The organism is Candidatus Limimorpha avicola (assembly GCF_056978975.1).
On the sequence record NZ_DBMCYK010000019.1, the window covers coordinates 36,536 to 56,741 of the forward strand.

Below are 20,206 nucleotides of genomic sequence, written 5' to 3' on the forward strand. Positions count from 1 at the left end.
CTCTGAGAGTAAATTCCACAAAAACAAGGATTAAGACATTTTCCGTTTTTGTTTTTTAAAACCAATTCAATCTGCTCTGAGAGTAAATTCCACAAAAACAAGGATTAAGACAAATTCTTTCTTTAGTTCTACTTCTACAGATTCAGGCCTCTGAGAGTAAATTCCACAAAAACAAGGATTAAGACACTGTTTGTAGCACCTTTGAAATCATCAACACTACTCTGAGAGTAAATTCCACAAAAACAAGGATTAAGACTGTTCATAAAAAAACATTTCATTCCAATTCAAGCCTACTCTGAGAGTAAATTCCACAAAAACAAGGATTAAGACTTTCACTGAATTTTCAGAACTGATTGACGCTGCAAAGCTCTGAGAGTAAATTCCACAAAAACAAGGATTAAATTGCTTTGAATATTCCATTCTAAAATATGTCCGTAAATGAGATTTTATAATTTTTTGAATTTTAATTGACGACAAAACTCATTTAATAGCAACATCCTATTTAAAGAACATTAATCGATGCCTGTAAATACACCTGATTTATTTGATTTTCAATGATAGTTTTTTAATTGACATGATTGGAAAATTAGAAATAATTTTTACAAGATTGTTTGAAATGTTCTATCTTTGCATGATGTTATTTATGAGTAAATCTATGAAAATGTTATTCTTTTTCAGATAAATTATTATTCATATATAATAGGTTTTCTAATTAAATTATGTATTTTGACAAACGAAATGATGTAAAAATGATGCTTGACGGGGCTGATTTAAAACCGGGTGTGTATTTGTATTCATTGTTTGCTGACGGGAAATTGATTGGTACGAAGTCAATGATTCGTACATAATGATTAAAATAATTTATTACTATTAATTATGTCTTTTTTTAATTCATATTTTACTGATACTCAAATATATCTGCTGTTGTTTGCAGGACTCTTCCTTCTTCTTGCTTTTATTATGCATGTGAAGGAGAAAAATATACTTTCAGTCGTATTCTTGGGGTTGACTGCGATTTGCATATTCAGTTTCTCAGCTTTATTGGACCCTTTTCTTAATCTTTGGGACGAACGTTTTCATGCTTTGGTGGCTAAAAACATGATGAATCATCCGCTGATGCCTACTCTTTACGACGATCCTGTCGTCGATATGGCATACGACAGATGGGACAGATATTATATATGGTTACACAAACAACCTCTTTTTTTATGGCAAATCATGTTGAGTTTCAAGATTTTCGGTCTGTCAGAGTTTTCCTTGAGGATTCCAAACATCGTGATGGGAACAGCCTTGGTAATAGCGACATACAGGTCCGGGAAGTTGATAGTTGACAGGAATGTCGGATTTATTTCCTCCTTGCTGACTATCTCAACAGTTTATATCATGGAATTGGCTGCCGGCAGACAGGAACTTGAACATAACGACTTTTCGTTCCTGGTATATATCTCACTGAGCATTTGGGCTTTTATAGAATATTATTACAGCAAGAAGAAAATCTGGATTTATCTCATCGGACTTTTTTCCGGCATGGCGATTTTATGCAAATGGGTTGTTGGATTGCTTGTGTATTTCGGATGGTTTGTGTTAAGACTCATGCAAAAGAAAATCAAGTTGTCTGAAAACAAAGATTTTTTGACAGCTTTATCCATAACTCTGATTGTCGCATTGCCATGGCAGATTCTTACCTTTTTATGGTATCCTGCAGAAGCAATGAGTGCATATAAATTTAACACATCGCATTTTACTGTTCCCCTCGATGGGCATGATGGCAGTTTTTGGTATCATTTCGATATGTTCAACACCATTTACGGTAAACTCGCTTCTTTTTTAATCATACCTGCATTTTGGATTCTTTACAAGAATAATAAAGATAAGAATTTATTGAATTCCCTGGTGAGCATGGTGCTTGTCGTATATCTTTTCTTTTCTTTGGCGGCAACAAAAATGCCTTCCTTTACAATCGTAGTCTCAATGATTGTCATCATTGCTTTCGGCACATTGTTATATTATGCCATTGAATTTGTAAATCAATATGTTAAAAAAGATGTTTTCAAGCATATAATTTTTATCGTGATAATAACGGCAATTGTCATGCTCAGGTTTGATATTGGTTATATTGCTGATAAATATACACTTAAAAAAGACAACAATCACTATACAATGATGTTGACCCATAACAAAGAAGTGTTCAAGTCATTGGAGTTGCCGTCCAATACGGTATTGTTCAATGTAAAAGGTCGTCATTATATAGAAGCGATGTTTTACACCGGCGTTCCTGCATATAATTTCATGCCTTCATTCGAACAATACCGTAAATTGAAGGACAAAGGAAGAATTATAGCGGTTTTTGTAAAAAATGATGAAAAGATTCCTGATTTCTTAAAAGATGATATCTCGACAATATTCATCCATAAGGAAATTATGGGTTATGAATAATTAAAATTTATTGACATTAGAGTAAGCATAAGATAAATAAGATGATAAACAATAAGGTATTGACAGTTGTAATGCCGGCATATAATGCCGAAAAGACACTTGCACAAACACTTGAAGAAGTCCCTATGGACATTGTTGATCACATCATTCTTGTCGATGATAAAAGTCGTGATAATACTGTTGAAACAGCACTACAGCTTGGCATTGAATATGTTATCACTCATGAAGAAAACAAGGGTTATGGAGCAAACCAGAAGACATGTTACGATATGGCGATAGATATAGGCTCCGACATAGTGATTATGTTACACCCTGACTATCAATACACTCCCAAACTGATTCATGCGATGGCATATATTATTGCCGACGATGTATATAAAGTAGTATTCGGCTCTCGAATATTGGGGAATGATGCTTTGAAAAACGGCATGCCTCTATATAAATATTTATCCAACAGGTTTTTAACATTCTTTCAGAATCTGTTGATGCATAAAAAACTGTCTGAATATCACACCGGATACAGGGCTTTTTCGACCGAAGTGCTTAAAAATGTCAATTATCATCTTTGTTCTGATGACTTTATATTTGACAACCAAATAATTGCACAAATATTCCATAAAGGTTACGAAATTGCTGAGGTGACTTGCCCGACAAAATATTTTGCGGATGCATCATCGATAAATTTCAAAAGAAGTCTTAAATACGGGTTTGGCTGTTTAAATGTCGCTTTCAGATATTTTATGCATAAAACAGGATTGCTTAAATACGATTTACTGCAAAAATAGTTGTCAGATTGTATTTATTCAATTCATTTTCTTTTGTCAGATAAATTTTATACCTTTGTCATATCAAAACAGGCTTTAGTACATGCCGAAGTTCTGTTCATGATGTTATATCATAATAAGTAAAAATCTGATAATTCAATGAAAATGAAGAAAGCATTATTGTTTACGATAGTCATCATGATGGCTGTTACTGCTGCAAAAGCACAAAACATCAGCGGCACATGGAAAGGTGTCTTGACTGCCGGTCAACAAGAGTTGGGATTGGTGTTTCATTTCAACAATGACGATGTCACAATGGATGTCCCGGAACAAGGTGCCACTGGTATTCCGGCTGAAGTAAAATTGCTCTCCAACGATTCTGTCAGCATTGAAGTGCCTGCCATACAAATGTCCTACTCGGGCAAATTGTCTGATGGGATAATAAAAGGTACTTTTAAACAGTTCGGGATGTCGTTTCCATTGGATTTAAAACCGGGAGAAGTACAAAAACCGTCAAGACCGCAGGAGCCACAAGGTCCGTTCGACTATGCAACGGAAGAAGTCACTTTCACTAATGACAAGGCTAATGTCACTTTATCAGGCACTCTCACCTACCCTGTCGGTTATTCCGGAAAGAAGAAAACACCTGTAGTCATCATGGTGACCGGCAGTGGCGCACAAAACAGAGATGAGGAAGTTTTTGAACACAAGCCTTTTCTTGTCATTGCCGATTATTTTGCACGACAAGGCATAGCCTCGTTGCGTTATGATGACAGAGGTGTGGAAAAATCCACCGGCGACCGTGCCAATTGTACTTCAGAAGACTATGCCGATGATGCAAGAGCAGGATTGGAATGGCTGAAAAAGAGCAATAAATTTGACAAAATTGGTGTCGTAGGACATAGCGAAGGCGGCATGATAGCTTTTATGCTGGCAGCGGAAAATGTTCCGGATTTCATCATCAGCCTTGCAGGTCCCGGTATCAAAGGCGACACATTGTTAGCAGAACAACAGAGTGCAGCCTTACGCCTGTATGGACAATCTGCTGACGTTACAGTGGAGATGGTAAGAAAGGAAATAGAATCTCAGCCTGATAATGCCTGGCTTGACTTCTTCCTGGATTATGACCCTCAAACAGATATCGCTAAGATAAAAATCCCTGTCATGGCTGTAAATGGCTCCAACGACATGCAGGTCATCGCAAACAGCAACTTGGACGCTATCAGCAAGTTGTTGTCCGGCAAAAACAAGAAAAACTTAATCAAAGAATATCCCGATCTCAACCACTTGTTCCAACACTGTCAAAAGAATAACGCCCTGGATTATTATAAGACAGAAGAAACGTTTTCGGAGGAAGTGATGAAAGATATGGCAGACTGGATAAACGGGTTATAATATTATAGACATCAAAAAAACGTCATTTTGAGAAATAATAAACTGCGTCAACAGATAAACCTTTGACGCAGTTTCATTTACATCCATGCAAAAACAATAATTCGGTTTACATAGCAAAAGTTATTGGAAGGACGAAGTTCGCCTTGACAGGTTCGCCATTTTCCATGCCCGGGATCCATTTCGGCATGGATAAAATCACCCTCATTGCTTCCTTGTCTAAGGTCTCATCAACACTTCTCAATATTTTTATACTCTCTTTGATAACAGAGCCATCTTTATCGACGGTAAACTGAGTGATGACATTACCTTGTATGCCAGCATCTCTTGCCGATACAGGATATTCGATATTTTTTGACAAATATTGCATCAACGCCTCTGTTCCTCCCGGAAATTGAGGCATGGAAGTTGCCGTTGAAAGAGTTTTTTCATCTTTTTCCAATATCGTCGTATCAGTTTTTGTTTCAACAGAAACTAATGTTTCCGTTTTTTTTGTATCTTTGGCATTTAATTCAGATACACAAGCTGTCTGTGCAAACAGCAGCAATTCGAGACAGATTAAGGGCAAAACATATAGCGCTTTGGCGCGAGCCCGGTTTGAAGATTTCTTTTTTAACATCATATTGATTCTGTTTTTAAGGTTACTGTGATTGAAGCTGTTGGCGATAGAATACCACTTCGTGCCGACAGCTTTTTCAATTAATAAAAGTTGATATTGTTTTGCATCGATGCCTTTTCTCAACACTGTGGCGTCGGCATCGTACTCATGCACGGCGCACAATTCATTTTTAAGCAGATATATGGATGGATTGAACCATTGAAGACAACACAATATATTGAATAACAACAAATCTACCGAATGATATCCATTAATATGTGCGTATTCGTGTGTCAATATTTGATAGCCGTTTTTCTCATAATCACTTTCAGAAACCACAATCGTTTTCACGCAGCTGAATGGCGTAATATCATCGGGAGTCAACACGAGAGTGATTCCATAAGGCAGTATTATCTCACGTCCTCTACGTGATATGGCTTTTACACGTAACATGGAGTATATCATAATGCAGAGAAACATAAAACACCCAATAAAATATGCTGTCATCAGGACTGTGGTCCATGGAAAACGTCTATCCGGCTCAACAAACGTCATTGTGAGTTCATCAAGGGTAAAAAAAGAAGATTCCGAGACTTCTGTATAAATGGTAATACGACATAACGGAATGATGAAAGCCGACAACGAGCCAAAAATCAACAAAAAACGGTTCAACTTATGAAATGTCTCCCTGCTTAACAATATCTTGTAAAACAGATAGAAAACCACAAGACAGACAGCGACTTTCAAGTTATACATCAAAAAAGATTCAGCAATCATTTCTTTTCAATTTGCGAGATGAGTTGTTTAAGTTCTTCGATGGACAGTATTTCTTCTTTCACCAAGGCAGAAACGACTTGAGTGTAAGAATTCGCAAAATATTTGCTTATTACATTTTTCAATGTGGCATTTTTAAACTCATCTTCATCTATAACAGCATAATATTGATAGGTATTCCCATACACCTTATGAGCGATATATCCCTTGCTTTCCAAAGTACGAACCATGGTTGAAAGAGTATTGAAATGAGGCTTGGGGTCAGGATACATGTCCAACAATTCCCGGACAAACAACGCACCTTTTGTCCAAAAAAAGTGCATTATTTCTTCTTCTTTCACTGTCAGTTTTTTCATGATTATATTTTTTACAATTTCCAACTGCAAATGTAACTAAAAATTTTTCACATATAACTATTTTTTATAGTTTTAAAACTAAAATCTTTAGTTTATTAAGATTATAAAACACAAGTCACTGTATATTAGCTATTTATCTTTATACAGATTTATCAACTCATAAAATAAAGAAAGAAAATTACATCAACAAGAATTATTTTTCAGGGATTTGTTCAGCATAATTTCTGTAAAACAGTTCAAAGGTTTTACTATGTTTCTCAACGAGAAGCAAAAATAAAAATGTGTGCCAAACATTATTCTGACACACATAAAACAAAAGAGTTTATTAAATATTATTTCTTCAGCATCACCTCATCAATAAACAGCCAGCATTTCTCGCCGGCATAATCATGCCAATCCGGCAATATGCCGGGACTTTCAGCCTGTATCTTTATGAATTTTACATCTTTTCCTTTCACGGCAGCTCTTGCCACTGTTCTGATGCTCAAGTTTTTAGGATTAGAATAATCCGGGAAAGAAGCCCTGACAGGCTCAGTGTATGTCTTTCCGTCAGACGACACGGAAATCATAAGTTCGGTTGGCAATAAAATCCAATTATTGGCATCAAGAGCGAAGCCAATATTGACAGTATTGAAATCCTGAGGTTTGGAAAGTTCTATCACAGCATCTATATCATCTCCATAAAAACCGAGCCAATTCTCTGTCCAGTTACCAATCTCTCCTTTTTTACCATCCATAAGCGCTATCTCATGATTGCCTGAGTATCTGTCGGCAGGCATCTTGGCAAATTCAGTATTCTTTACAATCACCCTATTAAAATCTTTCGCAGCAGTAAACGAAGGCATTACACCGTTACGAAAAGCTTTTGCTTTCACCACACAACTCTCGTCTATGGTAAACGGTGCGGTATAAAGTCTGGATTTCATTGTAGGTTCTGAGCCATCCAAGGTATAAAACACCTTAGCATTGGAGTCATCGCACTGTATCGTTATCTTCATCGGATTGTTGAACAGTTTCAATTCAGATGACACTTTCGGCACGGGAGCCATTGATATGCCACCGAAGACATCTTGTCTATACAGTTGTTTAGGAGTTATTTCGTTTTTAACAAAAGGTCTCAGACGCACGGAATATTGATATACATCATTTTTAATGAGGTATTTATCCAATACGCCGGGACCGCATGTAGCAGTACCCAACCCTGCCTGTTTATAGTCAATATTGACAGTAAAGAAGTTGCTTTTATCCAGTTGATTTATTCTTTCAGCCTTAGTAAGAGCCTCATCAGTATAAGGATAAACGCTAAAGTTGAAGATGTCATCGCTACCGACAAACAAGCCGTTGCCGTCAACATTGGTAAAAGCGGCCCAACGTACATCGGAGCGATTGCCATTATCCTGAGGTTCTTCATGGAGTTCAAACATGTCATTACATTTCACGGAATAGATACCCATTTTACCGGCAGCATTTCTGTCAGGATATGTCTCGGCGTCTTTTCCGAAATATGTCACATTCTCATACGACAACGGCATACGCAGTTGCATACCAATCTTAGGCAATGTCGTCACTGCATTACTCATATTGACATTATTTGTCACCACGACATCGGCATTACCGTTAATCTCATACAACTGATTGGTTGTCAAGACCCTATTACCATCAACATCAGTCATCTCGAGTTCTATCATTACGGCAATCAAGGATTCATTAATTCTTTTGACAACAAAATTCACAGGTTTGATGGAGAGGTTATCCAAGCCGGCGCTTTCCCAACGTCTTCTTCCGTTGCCGTCAACATCGTCATTGAGTGTAGGAGCTCTCCAGTAATTAGGCTTAATATCACCGGATAGCAGTTCTTCACCTTTATAGACGAAAGACACAGGGAGGCCTTGAGTTTTGTCTATGGTAAAGCTGAAATTGTCATTAAACAAAACTAAATTGTCATCAGACTCGCTCATTTTGACATCAAGCACATTATCAATAGGTTCAGCATTGTTTGTTGCCACATCGAGTTTAAAACAGTCATAAGCTATTTCTGTGCCGCGCGGCAAGAAAGGTTTATCATTTTTTGTTTTAAATGAGAAGAGAATGAAATACTCCTCGTTAGGCTTGGAAAGGTTGTTGCCATCCTTATCTTTTGCCGGTTTAGGGATAGATATGGTAATACGTTGAGACTCGCCAGGCATGGCGCTTAAATTTATGCTGTTACTCTGCAAGCGTTTCTCATTGGTATAAATGGTATAAGAGCCCTCCAATTCACTCAATGAAGTAAAAGAAAACCAGTTTTTTATCTCATAAATACCCTTTTCGAGGTCAACAGGTTTTACCTTGACATTTTGATAAACCTTTTTCACCTCTGCCAGATGATGATGAGGTTTTCTGTCGCTTGTAATAAGGCCGTTTACACAGAAGCTGTCGTCATCTTCAATGCCATCGAGGCTGCCGAGGTCACCGCCTGCCGCGTACCATGTCGTTTTCTTGTTTTTGTCATATTGCACTATTGTCTGGTCAACCCAATCCCAGATACAACCACCCTGCAGTTGGTCATAAGATTCTATCACATCCCAATAATCCTGAAGACCACCCACACTGTTCCCCATAGCATGAGCATATTCCACCATGATGAAAGGACGGTTCAAAGAATCCACATTGTTTTTTGCGAAGTTCTCTATATATGATATGCTTGGATACATAAGTCCGATATAATCGGTATTATAGTCGTATTCTGCACGTTCACATATCACAGGTCTTGTATTATCGAAGTTCTTCACATGTTCGTATGCCTCATACATGCAGACACCGTTGCCACACTCGTTACCGAGAGACCAGATTATGACAGAAGGATGATTTTTATCACGACCAATCATATTATTGCATCTGTATTTGAATGCCTCTACCCATTCCGGCTTTTTGGCGAGACTGGCATCTCCATAGCCCTGTGCATGGGATTCATTATTGGCTTCATCTATGACATACAATCCATATCTGTCACATAATTCATACCAATAAATATCATCAGGATAATGGCTTGTACGTACAGTATTAATATTATTCTGAATCATCAGTTCAATATCTTTCAACATAGTTTCCCTGGTAACATATTGACCGGTAAAGCCGTCGTGTTCATGACGGTTGACGCCTTTAATCAAGACAGGACGTCCGTTAACCTTAAGTTGCCCGTCAATCACTTCAGTGGTTCTGAATCCTATTTTGGCAGCCACGCATTCCGTCACGTTGCCTTTTTTGTCTTTCAGTCTTATTATCATGTCATAAAGAGCAGGCTTCTCAGCGGACCAAGGCTCGATGCCAGTAAAGACTCTATGTATATGATAAACATGTCTGTTATCTCCGTTGTCTCTAAAGTCTTTTTTACTAAATTCGTTTACGAGAAGTTTTCTGAATTTATTCTTCGTTGTATATCCTGTTATTTCCACTTCCATAATACATTTGGAGGGGAGTTTTTTAGGATTGAAATCAAACACTATATCGAGGTCGAAGACGCCCTTGCTGAAAGTCTCGTCAAGGCCTGCTTTAACGAAGAAGTCGAAAACGTTAAGTGCAGGTTTTGAATACAGGAATACATCTCTTGTAATTCCGGATACGCGCCAATAGTCTTGACATTCCAAATAAGAGCCATCAGAGAAGCGGTATGCCTCAACGGCGAGAGTATTCGTTCCCGGCTGCAAATACCTGGTAATGTCGAACTCTGCCGGTGTCTTGCTATCTTCAGAATAACCCACGAACTGTCCGTTAATCCACAAATAGAAAGCAGATTTCAGAGCGCCGAAGCAGATATATACATTACGACCCGCCCACTCTGCCGGGACTTCGAAGTCATGGACATAACATCCAACAGGATTATAATCTTCGGGCACTATTGGAGGATTTGAAGGAAATTCATTTCTTGTATTGACATATACCGGGACGCCATATCCATTAAACTCCCAGTTACCCGGCACAGATATAAGATCCCATCCACTGACATCATATCCGGTTTGATAGAAGCCGGAAGGTTTGTCGGCAGGTCTTTCCACCCAATGGAACTTCCATTTGCCATTAAGAGATTTATAATACTTGGAACTTTGATAATCAAGATTTTCAACACCATTCTCATCATCGTATGGTATGACATTGCTCCTGGGTTCAACTTTGTTAACCTGAAAAACCGACACATCTTTCCACCATTCTCCAATCTCTTGAGCATGACAATGAAACACCATCGACATGATGACCGGCAAAAACAACAGTTTATTCTTCATTTTATTCATAAATTAAAAAACACTTAATTTTCCTCTGCGAAGATAATAATTTTTTCTTTTCTGCCCACAATATTGAAAATTCATTAAAAAAAATTCATTTTTCTTTGATTTTTTATTATTTTTGCAACATCAAGATTATTATATGAGGCGAGTTTCATTGTGTATATTTGCATTGATAGCAGTTCTTTCGTTGACTTCATGCGAAAAAGAGTGCGTATGTGTCAATTTGGAAAATGGTTCATCCACTCCGGTTTACGGAGTTTATTCAAGGCAAGATTGTCAAGATAAGGAAGACTTTTACAACACTTTATACGACGGATATTATTTTGAATGTTATTACGAGAAAAAGAAGTAATTATGAGGAAGCTGCTACATTTCAAACAGCAACATCCGTTCACGACGATATTTCTCATCGCATTGTTTTTGAGACTTATAGCCGTGATATTCTCACGAGGTTTCGGCTTCGACAGTGAGCAATTCACATATGTCGGTGTACCCAATGCCTGGACAGACAATGTTGATTACAGGTTGCTCGATTTAAGGAACAACCTTTCTTCCAAGCCTGAAGGCATAAGTTTGTTTTATTTTACCATCAACTACTGTTGGTTCGGATTTTTAAAATACTTAGGCATAACAAGTCCGACGTGGCTCATGTTTTTCAGCAGATTGCTGCATGCCATGGTATCTTTGTTAGTTGTATCGTTCGGTTACAGAATAGCCGACCTCATAGCAGACAAAAAGACTGCATGGTATTCAGCGCTTATCTTGTCAGCTTGTTGGTTCATGCCTTACGTCAGCGTACACAACATAGCTGCATTTGCCTGTACTCCGTTTCTGATGTATGCCACACTGATAATAGTAAGACAAGAAGTATTAAGAATAGCTGAGTTTGACGAGAATCTGCATCGTTCTTCTTTCATGGTGGCAGGTTTTTTCCTCGGACTCGGTTTTTCCACATGGTACCAGAGTATCTTATTTATCATTGGCATTTTACTTGCTTTATTGTTTCTCAAAAACATAAAAGCTTCAATAATAACTTTAATAGGAATAATGTTATCTATTGGTATTATTGAGGTTATACCTGACCTCATAGTATGGGGGGAACCATTTGTGGAGATGAAGACATTTTTCAAAAACTCGACAGATTATCTTTTCCATATCACAAAGACCCCTTGGATATATATCAGCATAGTGACTTTAATACTCGCTTTTATTCCGCCGGCAAGTTTCATGTTGCTTTTCGGATTTTTCAAGAGCGCAAAAAAGAATCTCATAACATTTTTACCGGTATTGCTGTTCATAATTTACTATACCATTTTTCCCAACAAAAACGAGATTTATATACTTCCGGCAATACCTTTGTTTGTGATAACAGGAACGGCAGGATGGTTCTCTTTCAAAGACACCTCATCATTTTGGCGCAAAAACAAACCGCTGCACAAATATCTTTGGCTGTTTACGGGCATAGTCAATTTTATAGTCCTTTTCTTCACTTTGACCACATATTCCAATAAGGCAGAAGTGAAATCCATGCAGTATATATCAGGCTTCAAAGATACAGACCTAATCATCATTGAAGACAGCAACAACAACAACTACAGACGCCCTGCCATATTCTATGCAAAATATTGGCCTAAATATATGGTAATCAACAAAAACAACAGTATTGACGACAGACTCGTCGAGATGTCTGACCGAAATGTAGATTTTATTATTTTCAGGGGGAAAGAAAATCTCGAAAAACGTGTCGAAGTCATGACAAAACATTATCCCGGCATACAGTACGAGACGACATTCGAGCCTTCCATATTAGATATTTTCTATAAAAAAATAAGAGGATATCAACAAAATGGCAGCGTCATCGTTTATAAATGCGGAAAATAAGAATTATTATGACCAAAGAAGAAGCAAAGGCTCGTATAGCCGAACTTAGCGATATCATTGACAACCACAATTACAGATATTATATTTTAGCCCAACCGACAATCAGCGACTATGATTTCGACATGCTGATGAACGAACTACTGTCGTTAGAGCAACAATTTCCGGATTTAATTACTGAAAGCTCGCCGTCTCAACGCGTAGGCGGCGGTATCACCAAAGAGTTTGCCACTGTAAGACATAAATATCCTATGCTTTCATTATCAAACTCATATAACAAAGAAGAGATTATTGATTTCATATCACGTATTAAGAAAAGTATAGATGGACCGGTAGATTTTGTCTGTGAATTAAAATTCGATGGTGTGTCAATCAGTCTTACATACGAAAAAGGCATTTTGAGACGTGCCGTGACGAGAGGAGACGGCAGCCGGGGCGACGATGTCACAACAAATATAAAGACCATCCATTCCATACCGTTGAAGTTGAAAGGAGACTATCCTGATTTCTTCGAGATGCGCGGCGAGATAATAATGCCACACAACAGTTTTGAGAAGATCAATATCGAAAGAGAAGATTTGGGACTTCCTACATTTGCCAATCCGAGAAATGCAGCGGCAGGTACAATAAAACTACAAGATTCAAAAGAAGTGGCAAATCGCAGACTGGATAACTATTGTTATTACATGATGATGGACGACATGCCTTACAAGACACATTATGAAAGTCTTATGGCGGCACGTCGTTGGGGATTCAACATATCGGAACATATTGCATTGTGCCATGATATTGACGAAATAGAATCATTCATCAATCTTTGGGATGTAAAAAGAAAGGCCTTGTCATTCGACATTGACGGCATTGTCATTAAAGTCAACGACTTTGCTCAGCAGGAAGAATTGGGTTATACAGCCAAGTCGCCTCGATGGGCAATAGCATACAAATTCAAAGCAGAAGAAGCACATACCAAATTGTTAAGTGTTGACTTTCAGGTAGGACGACATGGCACTATCACGCCAGTAGCCAATCTTGTGCCTGTACAACTTGCAGGGACTACAGTAAAACGTGCCACACTGCATAATGCAGACTTTATAAAACAACTCGACCTGCATTATGATGACGTGGTTTCTATGGAAAAAGGAGGCGAAATAATACCTAAAATCACCGGCGTCGATTTACAATGCAGAAAAGACAACAGCATTCCCGTATCGTTTGTCAGCAAATGTCCGGAGTGTGGCACACCACTTGTACAAACAGAAGGTGAAGCTGCATGGTACTGTCCCAACAGTCTCGGATGCCCGCCTCAGATAAAAGGACGTATTGAACATTTCATCAGCAGAAAGGCGATGAACATAGAAAGCCTTGGAGAAGGCAAAATAGAAGTTTTGTTCGACAACCATTTGGTAAACAACTACGCCGACCTGTATGACTTGAAATATGAACAGTTGTACGGACTGGAGAAAGTTATTGAAATAAAAGACGAATATAATCTGCTGCAAGAACCTGTATTGCGAAAAGTTAGTTTTAAACAAAAGACAGCAGACAACATTCTCGAATCACTGCAGAAGTCAAAGAAAGTGCCATTTGCGAGGGTGCTCTTTGCACTTGGAATAAAATATGTCGGAGAAACGACAGCCAAACTCATAGCCAATGCTGAAGGTTCTGTTGACAATATCATAAAAGCCACTACAGAAGAGTTGAAACAGATAGATGAAGTCGGAGAGAAAATAGCCTTGTCTGTCAGAGAGTTCTTTGATGATGAACGTAACATCGCCCTCGTAAACAGGCTAAGAGCTGCCGGACTGCAATTCGAACAGGAGAAAAGAACCTCAACGGAGAACAATATACTTGCCGGCAAAAGTATAGTGGTAAGCGGCACTTTCAAAAATTTCAGCAGAGAAGAGATAAAACAACTAATTGAAGACTTAGGCGGCAAAAACGTGTCTTCCATATCGTCAAAGACAGATTTCGTCGTCGCCGGAGAAAAGATGGGTCCGGAGAAAAAGAAAAAGGCTGAAGCTCTGAATATTCCTGTATTATCAGAAGAAGAGTTTATTGCAATGACAGGCAGAGAAAACAGTATGTTAACGCTTTTCTGACATATTCAGAATATCAGATACACAGACATACAGAGAGCAAATATGCTGTCCGACAAAATTTTCATGTTTATTTTAACATCCTGAAAATAAAATCTATAAACATGAAAATCATCAGCCGAGGCGTTTGAGTGCCTCAACGAAAGAGTTTATATCGTCTTCAGTAGTATCAAAAGAACAAAGCCAGCGCACCACATCATTATCCATGTCCCAATCGTAAAAGAAGTACTGTTTTTGCAGTTCTGTCCATATATGACGAGGCATTTTAACAAAAACGCCATTGACCTGTACCGGATACATTACTCTGACAAAAGGAATGTCTTTCACTTTATCATATAGCAATTGAGCCATACGGTTTGAATGTTGAGCATTTCTGCGCCATAGTTCATCATGAAAATACGCCTCGAACTGTACTGCCATAAAACGCATTTTGCTACACAGTTGAGTAGCTTGTTTTCTTCTGTATTTAAAATCCTCAGCGAGGTCCGGATTAATGAACACCACCGCCTCTCCTATCATCAGACCGTTCTTAGTACCGCCGAATGACAGCACATCGACACCGGCATCTGTTGTCATCTCACGGAAAGAACAGCCGAGAGCCACGGCAGCATTGGCAAGACGAGCACCATCGACATGAAGATACATACCATATTGATGAGCCAGGTCGGCAAGAGCTCTTATCTCGTCAATGCTATATAAGGTGCCCAATTCTGTAGATTGCGTTATTGTCACAGCCTTAGGTTGAGAATGATGTTCAAAACCAAAGCCGTGCAGTCTCGTTTTCACAAGCTCCGGTGTCAGTTTGCCATCAGGTGTTGCCACCGTAAGAAGACGACAACCCACTATACGTTGTGGAGCACCGCATTCATCGACATTGACATGTGCTGATTCGGCACATATCACAGCATCGTGCGACCGAACCATGGCATCTATGCTTAATGTATTGGCTCCGGTGCCGTTAAAGACAAAATATACACTCGACTGTTCTCCGAAATGCTCCTTGAACAATTTCTCGGCACGTATGCAATACTCGTCTTCGCCATAAGCCAGTGCATGACCCACATTGGCATCCGCTATGGCTTTCAAAACTTCCGGACTGATACCGGAATGATTGTCACTACCAAAACCTCTTTTCATCACAGTGTGTTTTTTATGATGCAAAGTTCCTAATTTTTTTAGCAATTGACATATAGCATACAACCTTTTTTTATATAAAAATCCAATTCAAGTGACTCCAAAATAATACAGACATACACGTATTAAAAACATTCCATTGTCAAGATATTGCAATTAAGACATTTGACATATATAATTGCCCAAAGCACAAATGACATATCAAAATCTCCGAATCACATAGGATATTTTATTTTTACATAAACATCATTACAGGAGAACAATAATTTTTCACGAACAGCATTTGAGAAAAATATTTTTATTACTTTTGCCTCGTAATCAAATATCATTTTTATGGATTTTAAAGGATCAAAAACAGAAGCCAACTTGATGGCTGCATTTGCCGGAGAATCACAGGCACGTAACAAGTACACCTACTATGCCTCAAAAGCACGCAAAGAAGGTTACAATCAGATAGCTGACTTGTTTGAAGAAACGGCAAACAATGAGAAAGAACATGCAAAAATTTGGTTCAAGTTGTTACACAATGACGACATTCCGGACACCATGACGAATCTTAAAGATGCCGCCGACGGTGAAAATTACGAATGGACAGACATGTATGCGACATTTGCCAAAGAAGCTCGCGAGGAAGGTTTTACAAAAATTGCAGCATTGTTTGAGATGGTAGCCAAAATCGAGAAAGAACATGAAGAACGTTATTTGAAACTTTTACAAAACATAAAAGACGGAATAGTGTTCTCTCGCGACGAAGACATGATATGGCAATGCCAGAACTGCGGCCATATCGTCATTGGCAAAAAGGCTCCTCAAATATGCCCTGTATGTAACCACCCGCAGGCATACTTCCAGATCAAAGCTGAAAATTATTGATCTACTATGTTAAATTATTTTTAAGAAAAATGGTATCGGATAAAATTTCGATACCATTATTTTATTCTACTCTGAAGAAAATCAAATGTTTTTTTATAAATATCAACATTTAATCTCAGATTTTCCGGGCGTAACATTATGAGGCATCTATCATTACAACCTCGTATTTATATCTTTAGAGACGCCATGATAAGACGTCTCTGCTATGCCATAATGTCATCTTCAATTTGCCGTTTCGTATTTGTATCCATTCGTAAGCCTTACATTACCTGTAGAGTCAACTCTATACACTGATACAACATAATTGTCTTCGTCATACTCATATATTAATTTATAATCATCCCCATCATGAATATATTCATTCTTCCACATGGGTTTGGTTATATAAGACATGTCATAACTGCCTACTCCCGGTAATAAATATGGAATAGTATAATGAGGATGTATTCCTTCTCCAAACTTGTCATAGAATACCGGATCCGATGTTTGGAATGTGCCTTCTATTACGTTTTCTCCTTCCCAAATGAAATAATCGTCTCTCGCAGCTATCAAACGTCCTTGATTGTCATATTCATATTGCCAACTTCCACAATATTTGTTCTGACGATACAATGATATGCTATCTATTTTTCCATCATCAAACAAATGACAAGTATAACTGTCATACATTAACCATTGAATAGAACCTTCCGGAATTGATGGCTTGACCACAATACTATCTTGTGCATAATAGGTAAAATCATAATCAATAAAATACGCTATACTTCCTACAATAGAATACGATATTCTCTTTATTTGTGAATAATCTTCATTCCACTCTATTTTATGAGTTACACGATTGGGATCCTCAAGATATTGTTCCACAAGATATTTTTTCACCATTGGTTCAGGTGTGACAGGGGTGGGTTCAACTTCAGGCTCTTTATTGCCGCAAGCTGAAAACAACAGCACGAATAAGGCTGCACCCAATAAAATTAATTCTGACTTCTTTGTTTTCATTTCTTTCTTGCTTCGTTAATGATATATTTTAAATCTAATTGTATTCATTACTTTTTCGTCATTTAGAAAATCCAAAAGAGTATTCCCGTTGTAATTGGGGAAAGATACTATTCGTTGTAAATATCTTCCTCTTGCCAAACAGACAATATCATAGTCCATTCTGCTGTAATTATCAGGTAACAACTCTGCTTTGTCCAACTTATTCAACAACATTTTTACTATTTGTTCCAGTTTAAAATCATTTATCGAATTTACAGTCTCCGCAATCGGCGGCTTTATTTTTATTGCGGAGACTTTACAAGTTGTATTTCAATATGTGTTTCATGGCATGAAATTTATTCGCTTCAAAGTTAAATACGTTTTTTCTTTTATCAAAAAAAATGTCATATTTCTCTATTTGTAAAGACGCCATGATAAGACGTCTCTGCTATGCCATAATGTCATCTTCAATTTGCCGTTTCGTATCTGTATCCATTCGTAAGCCTTACATTACCTGTAGAGTCAACTCTATACACTGATACAACATAATTGTCTTCGTCATACTCATATATTAATTTATAATCATCCCCATCATGAATATATTCATTCTTCCACAAAGGTTGCGTCATAAAACTCATACTATTACTACTCGTTGCTCTCAACAAATATGGAAAATTATAATGAGGATGAATACCTTTACCAAATTTATCATAGTAAGATGGTGTCGATGAATTCAATCTCACTTCTATAGCGTTCTCTCCTTCCCAAATAAAATAATGATAATCTCCGACAGAAATCAATCGTCCTTGATTATCATATTTATATTTCTGTCCCCACATATATTCATTATTACTATAGTATGTGATGCTGTCTATTTTGCCATCATCTAGCAGATGACAAGTGTACCTGTCATATATTAACCATCCGTCAGCACCTTCCGGAATTGATGCCTTGACCACAATACTATCTTGTGCATAATAGGTGAAATCATAAACAGACCTAAAAAAATCACTTCCCACATCAGAATACGATATTCTCTTTATTTGTGAATAATCTTCATTCCACTCTATTTTATGAGTTACACGGTTGGGATCCTCAAGATATTGTTCCACAAGATATTTTTTCACCATTGGTTCAGGTGTGACAGGGGTGGGTTCAACTTCTGGATCTTTATTGCCACAAGCTGAAAACAACAGCACGAATAAGGCTGCGACCAATAAAATTAATTCTGACTTCTTTGTTTTCATTTCTTAAATATTTTTCATATTTTGATGATTTTTTTGCATTCTTAACACTTACTTAAATTAACAAGATTTTATAATATAAATTATAATTTTATAAAAATATATTATTACTCATTATTTCGAAGCAGGTGTTTCATATCTGAACCCCTTATAATATCCTCTGTTACCAAGAGAATCCACTTTATATATTGTCGTGACGTAATTATCTTCATCATATTCATATTCAAAACTTCCATCTTCATAAATAATCTCGTTTTTCCATAATGGAATTGTCATATAGTCGTAACTATAATTTCCTGATTCCAATAGATAAGGGAATGTATAATAAGGGTTTATTCCGTTTCCAAAATTATTATAATTAAATTGTTGATAACGCAGAGTTCCTTCTATTGCATTTTCTCCATCCCATACAAAATAATCATCCCCAGCGGATATCAAACGACCTTGACTGTCATACTTATATTTACTACCTCGTGTAAATTCATTTTCTATATAAAAAGCCACACTGTCAATCTTACCATTTTGCAAATAACAAGTATAATTGGTAAAAAACATCCAACCTCCGAAACTTGGACCGGCCGGAGTTGACATTTCTATATAAATACTGTCATCTCCGTAGTACGTAAAATCATAGTCAATCTGATAATATATAGTCCCTGTAGGTGTATATGATATTCTTTTTATCTGTGAAAAATCTTCATTCCAATCTATCGTAAGACATAATCTGTCATTTTTAAATTGATATTCTTCCACAAGATATTTTTTCACCATTGGTTCAGGTGTGACAGGGGTGGGTTCAACTTCAGGCTCTTTATTGCCGCAAGCTGAAAACAACAGCACGAATAAGGCTGCACCCAATAAAATTAATTCTGACTTCTTTGTTTTCATTTCTTTCTTGCTTCGTTAATGATATATTTTAAATCTAATTGTATTCATTACTTTTTCGTCATTTAGAAAATCCAAAAGAGTATTCCCGTTGTAATTGGGGAAAGATACTATTCGTTGTAAATATCTTCCTCTTGCCAAACAGACAATATCATAGTCCATTCTGCTGTAATTATCAGGTAACAACTCTGCTTTGTCCAACTTATTCAACAACATTTTTACTATTTGTTCCAGTTTAAAATCATTTATCGAACTGACTGTCTCCGCAATCGGCGGCTTTATTTTTATTGCGGAGACTTTACAAGTTGTATTTCAATATGTGTTCATTACTCTTTTTTTATAATTTATATATGACAAAACCGCCGAAAGCTGTTCCTTACACGATAATAAATGTTATCTTATAACTTACTGTGGGATATCCTGAAAGGGAGAATAATTACATTATCCTGTAATCTGCTGTCATTTACGTTGTCGTAAACATTACTTCCATAAGTTGTGCAGTTCTCTTTCAGTAATGGATTTATATTTACTAATCT

The 20,206-nt window shown here is 37.3% G+C and carries 16 protein-coding genes and 1 CRISPR repeat array; of the genes, 7 read left to right on the forward strand and 9 right to left on the reverse strand.

From position 1 onward, the window contains the following. A CRISPR array of direct repeats spans positions 1-405; the repeat unit is 38 nt; unit sequence CTCTGAGAGTAAATTCCACAAAAACAAGGATTAAGACA. A 471-nt stretch (positions 406-876) separates the two neighbouring features. From ACZOVS_RS08600 to ACZOVS_RS08610, 3 genes are all read left to right on the forward strand, one after another. Next, on the forward strand, positions 877-2,436 hold the full coding sequence (locus ACZOVS_RS08600) for an ArnT family glycosyltransferase (protein WP_483996822.1): 1,560 nt from the start codon (positions 877-879) through the stop codon (positions 2,434-2,436). 41 nt (positions 2,437-2,477) lie between these two features. Continuing rightward, complete coding sequence (locus ACZOVS_RS08605) at positions 2,478-3,221, forward strand: glycosyltransferase (protein ID WP_321584790.1); 744 nt, start codon at positions 2,478-2,480, stop codon at positions 3,219-3,221. Between the two features lie 144 nt (positions 3,222-3,365). Beyond that, entirely contained in the window at positions 3,366-4,595 is a 1,230-nt protein-coding gene (locus tag ACZOVS_RS08610) for an alpha/beta hydrolase family protein (protein WP_483996823.1), read from the forward strand. A gap of 106 nt (positions 4,596-4,701) precedes the next feature. On the opposite strand, the gene ACZOVS_RS08615 is transcribed toward ACZOVS_RS08610, so the two are convergent. The 3 genes from ACZOVS_RS08615 to ACZOVS_RS08625 all read right to left on the reverse strand — a co-directional run bounded on the left by ACZOVS_RS08615 (position 4,702) and on the right by ACZOVS_RS08625 (position 10,579). Next, positions 4,702-5,967, reverse strand: a complete 1,266-nt coding sequence (locus ACZOVS_RS08615; protein WP_483996824.1) for a M56 family metallopeptidase — start codon at positions 5,965-5,967, stop codon at positions 4,702-4,704. Then, positions 5,964-6,320, reverse strand: a complete 357-nt coding sequence (locus ACZOVS_RS08620) for a BlaI/MecI/CopY family transcriptional regulator (RefSeq protein ID WP_483996825.1) — start codon at positions 6,318-6,320, stop codon at positions 5,964-5,966. Before ACZOVS_RS08620 ends, ACZOVS_RS08615 begins: the two co-directional genes overlap by 4 nt. 332 nt (positions 6,321-6,652) lie before the next feature. Next, entirely contained in the window at positions 6,653-10,579 is a 3,927-nt protein-coding gene (locus tag ACZOVS_RS08625) for a glycoside hydrolase family 2 TIM barrel-domain containing protein (RefSeq protein WP_483996826.1), read from the reverse strand. 142 nt (positions 10,580-10,721) lie between these two features. Here ACZOVS_RS08625 and ACZOVS_RS08630 point away from each other — a divergent pair, with 142 nt between their 5' ends. Genes ACZOVS_RS08630 through ligA form a run of 3 tightly spaced genes read left to right on the forward strand, consistent with a single transcriptional unit; the run spans position 10,722 to position 14,559 of the window. Then, a complete protein-coding gene (locus ACZOVS_RS08630) occupies positions 10,722-10,934 on the forward strand; it encodes a hypothetical protein (RefSeq protein WP_483996827.1) in 213 nt (70 codons plus the stop codon). A gap of 2 nt (positions 10,935-10,936) precedes the next feature. Continuing rightward, positions 10,937-12,463, forward strand: coding sequence for a glycosyltransferase family 39 protein (locus ACZOVS_RS08635; RefSeq protein WP_483996828.1), 1,527 nt, complete (start codon positions 10,937-10,939; stop codon positions 12,461-12,463). Between the two features lie 8 nt (positions 12,464-12,471). Beyond that, positions 12,472-14,559 carry an NAD-dependent DNA ligase LigA gene (ligA, locus tag ACZOVS_RS08640; protein ID WP_483996829.1) on the forward strand — a complete coding sequence of 696 codons (2,088 nt, stop codon included), beginning with the start codon at positions 12,472-12,474 and terminating at the stop codon, positions 14,557-14,559. A gap of 111 nt (positions 14,560-14,670) precedes the next feature. On the opposite strand, the gene ACZOVS_RS08645 is transcribed toward ligA, so the two are convergent. Further along, positions 14,671-15,693 carry a threonine aldolase family protein gene (locus tag ACZOVS_RS08645; protein ID WP_483996830.1) on the reverse strand — a complete coding sequence of 341 codons (1,023 nt, stop codon included), beginning with the start codon at positions 15,691-15,693 and terminating at the stop codon, positions 14,671-14,673. 330 nt (positions 15,694-16,023) lie between these two features. Here ACZOVS_RS08645 and rbr point away from each other — a divergent pair, with 330 nt between their 5' ends. Then, the gene (gene rbr, locus ACZOVS_RS08650; RefSeq protein WP_483996831.1) at positions 16,024-16,563 is read left to right on the forward strand and encodes a rubrerythrin; all 540 of its coding nucleotides are present in this window, start codon (positions 16,024-16,026) and stop codon (positions 16,561-16,563) included. A 222-nt stretch (positions 16,564-16,785) separates the two neighbouring features. Here rbr and ACZOVS_RS08655 read toward each other — a convergent pair whose 3' ends face one another. The 5 genes from ACZOVS_RS08655 to ACZOVS_RS08675 all read right to left on the reverse strand — a co-directional run bounded on the left by ACZOVS_RS08655 (position 16,786) and on the right by ACZOVS_RS08675 (position 19,886). Then, on the reverse strand, positions 16,786-17,562 hold the full coding sequence (locus ACZOVS_RS08655; RefSeq protein WP_483996832.1) for a hypothetical protein: 777 nt from the start codon (positions 17,560-17,562) through the stop codon (positions 16,786-16,788). 15 nt (positions 17,563-17,577) lie between these two features. After that, positions 17,578-17,775: a hypothetical protein gene (locus ACZOVS_RS08660; RefSeq protein WP_483996833.1), complete on the reverse strand. Its 198-nt coding sequence runs from the start codon at positions 17,773-17,775 to the stop codon at positions 17,578-17,580. A 233-nt stretch (positions 17,776-18,008) separates the two neighbouring features. Further along, complete coding sequence (locus tag ACZOVS_RS08665) at positions 18,009-18,788, reverse strand: hypothetical protein (protein WP_483996834.1); 780 nt, start codon at positions 18,786-18,788, stop codon at positions 18,009-18,011. Positions 18,789-18,899: 111 nt separating this feature from the next. Beyond that, positions 18,900-19,673 carry a hypothetical protein gene (locus tag ACZOVS_RS08670; RefSeq protein WP_483996835.1) on the reverse strand — a complete coding sequence of 258 codons (774 nt, stop codon included), beginning with the start codon at positions 19,671-19,673 and terminating at the stop codon, positions 18,900-18,902. A gap of 15 nt (positions 19,674-19,688) precedes the next feature. Beyond that, positions 19,689-19,886 (reverse strand): hypothetical protein, encoded by a 198-nt coding sequence (locus ACZOVS_RS08675; protein WP_483996833.1) that lies wholly within the window; start codon positions 19,884-19,886, stop codon positions 19,689-19,691. Between the last annotated feature and the right edge of the window lie 320 nt (positions 19,887-20,206).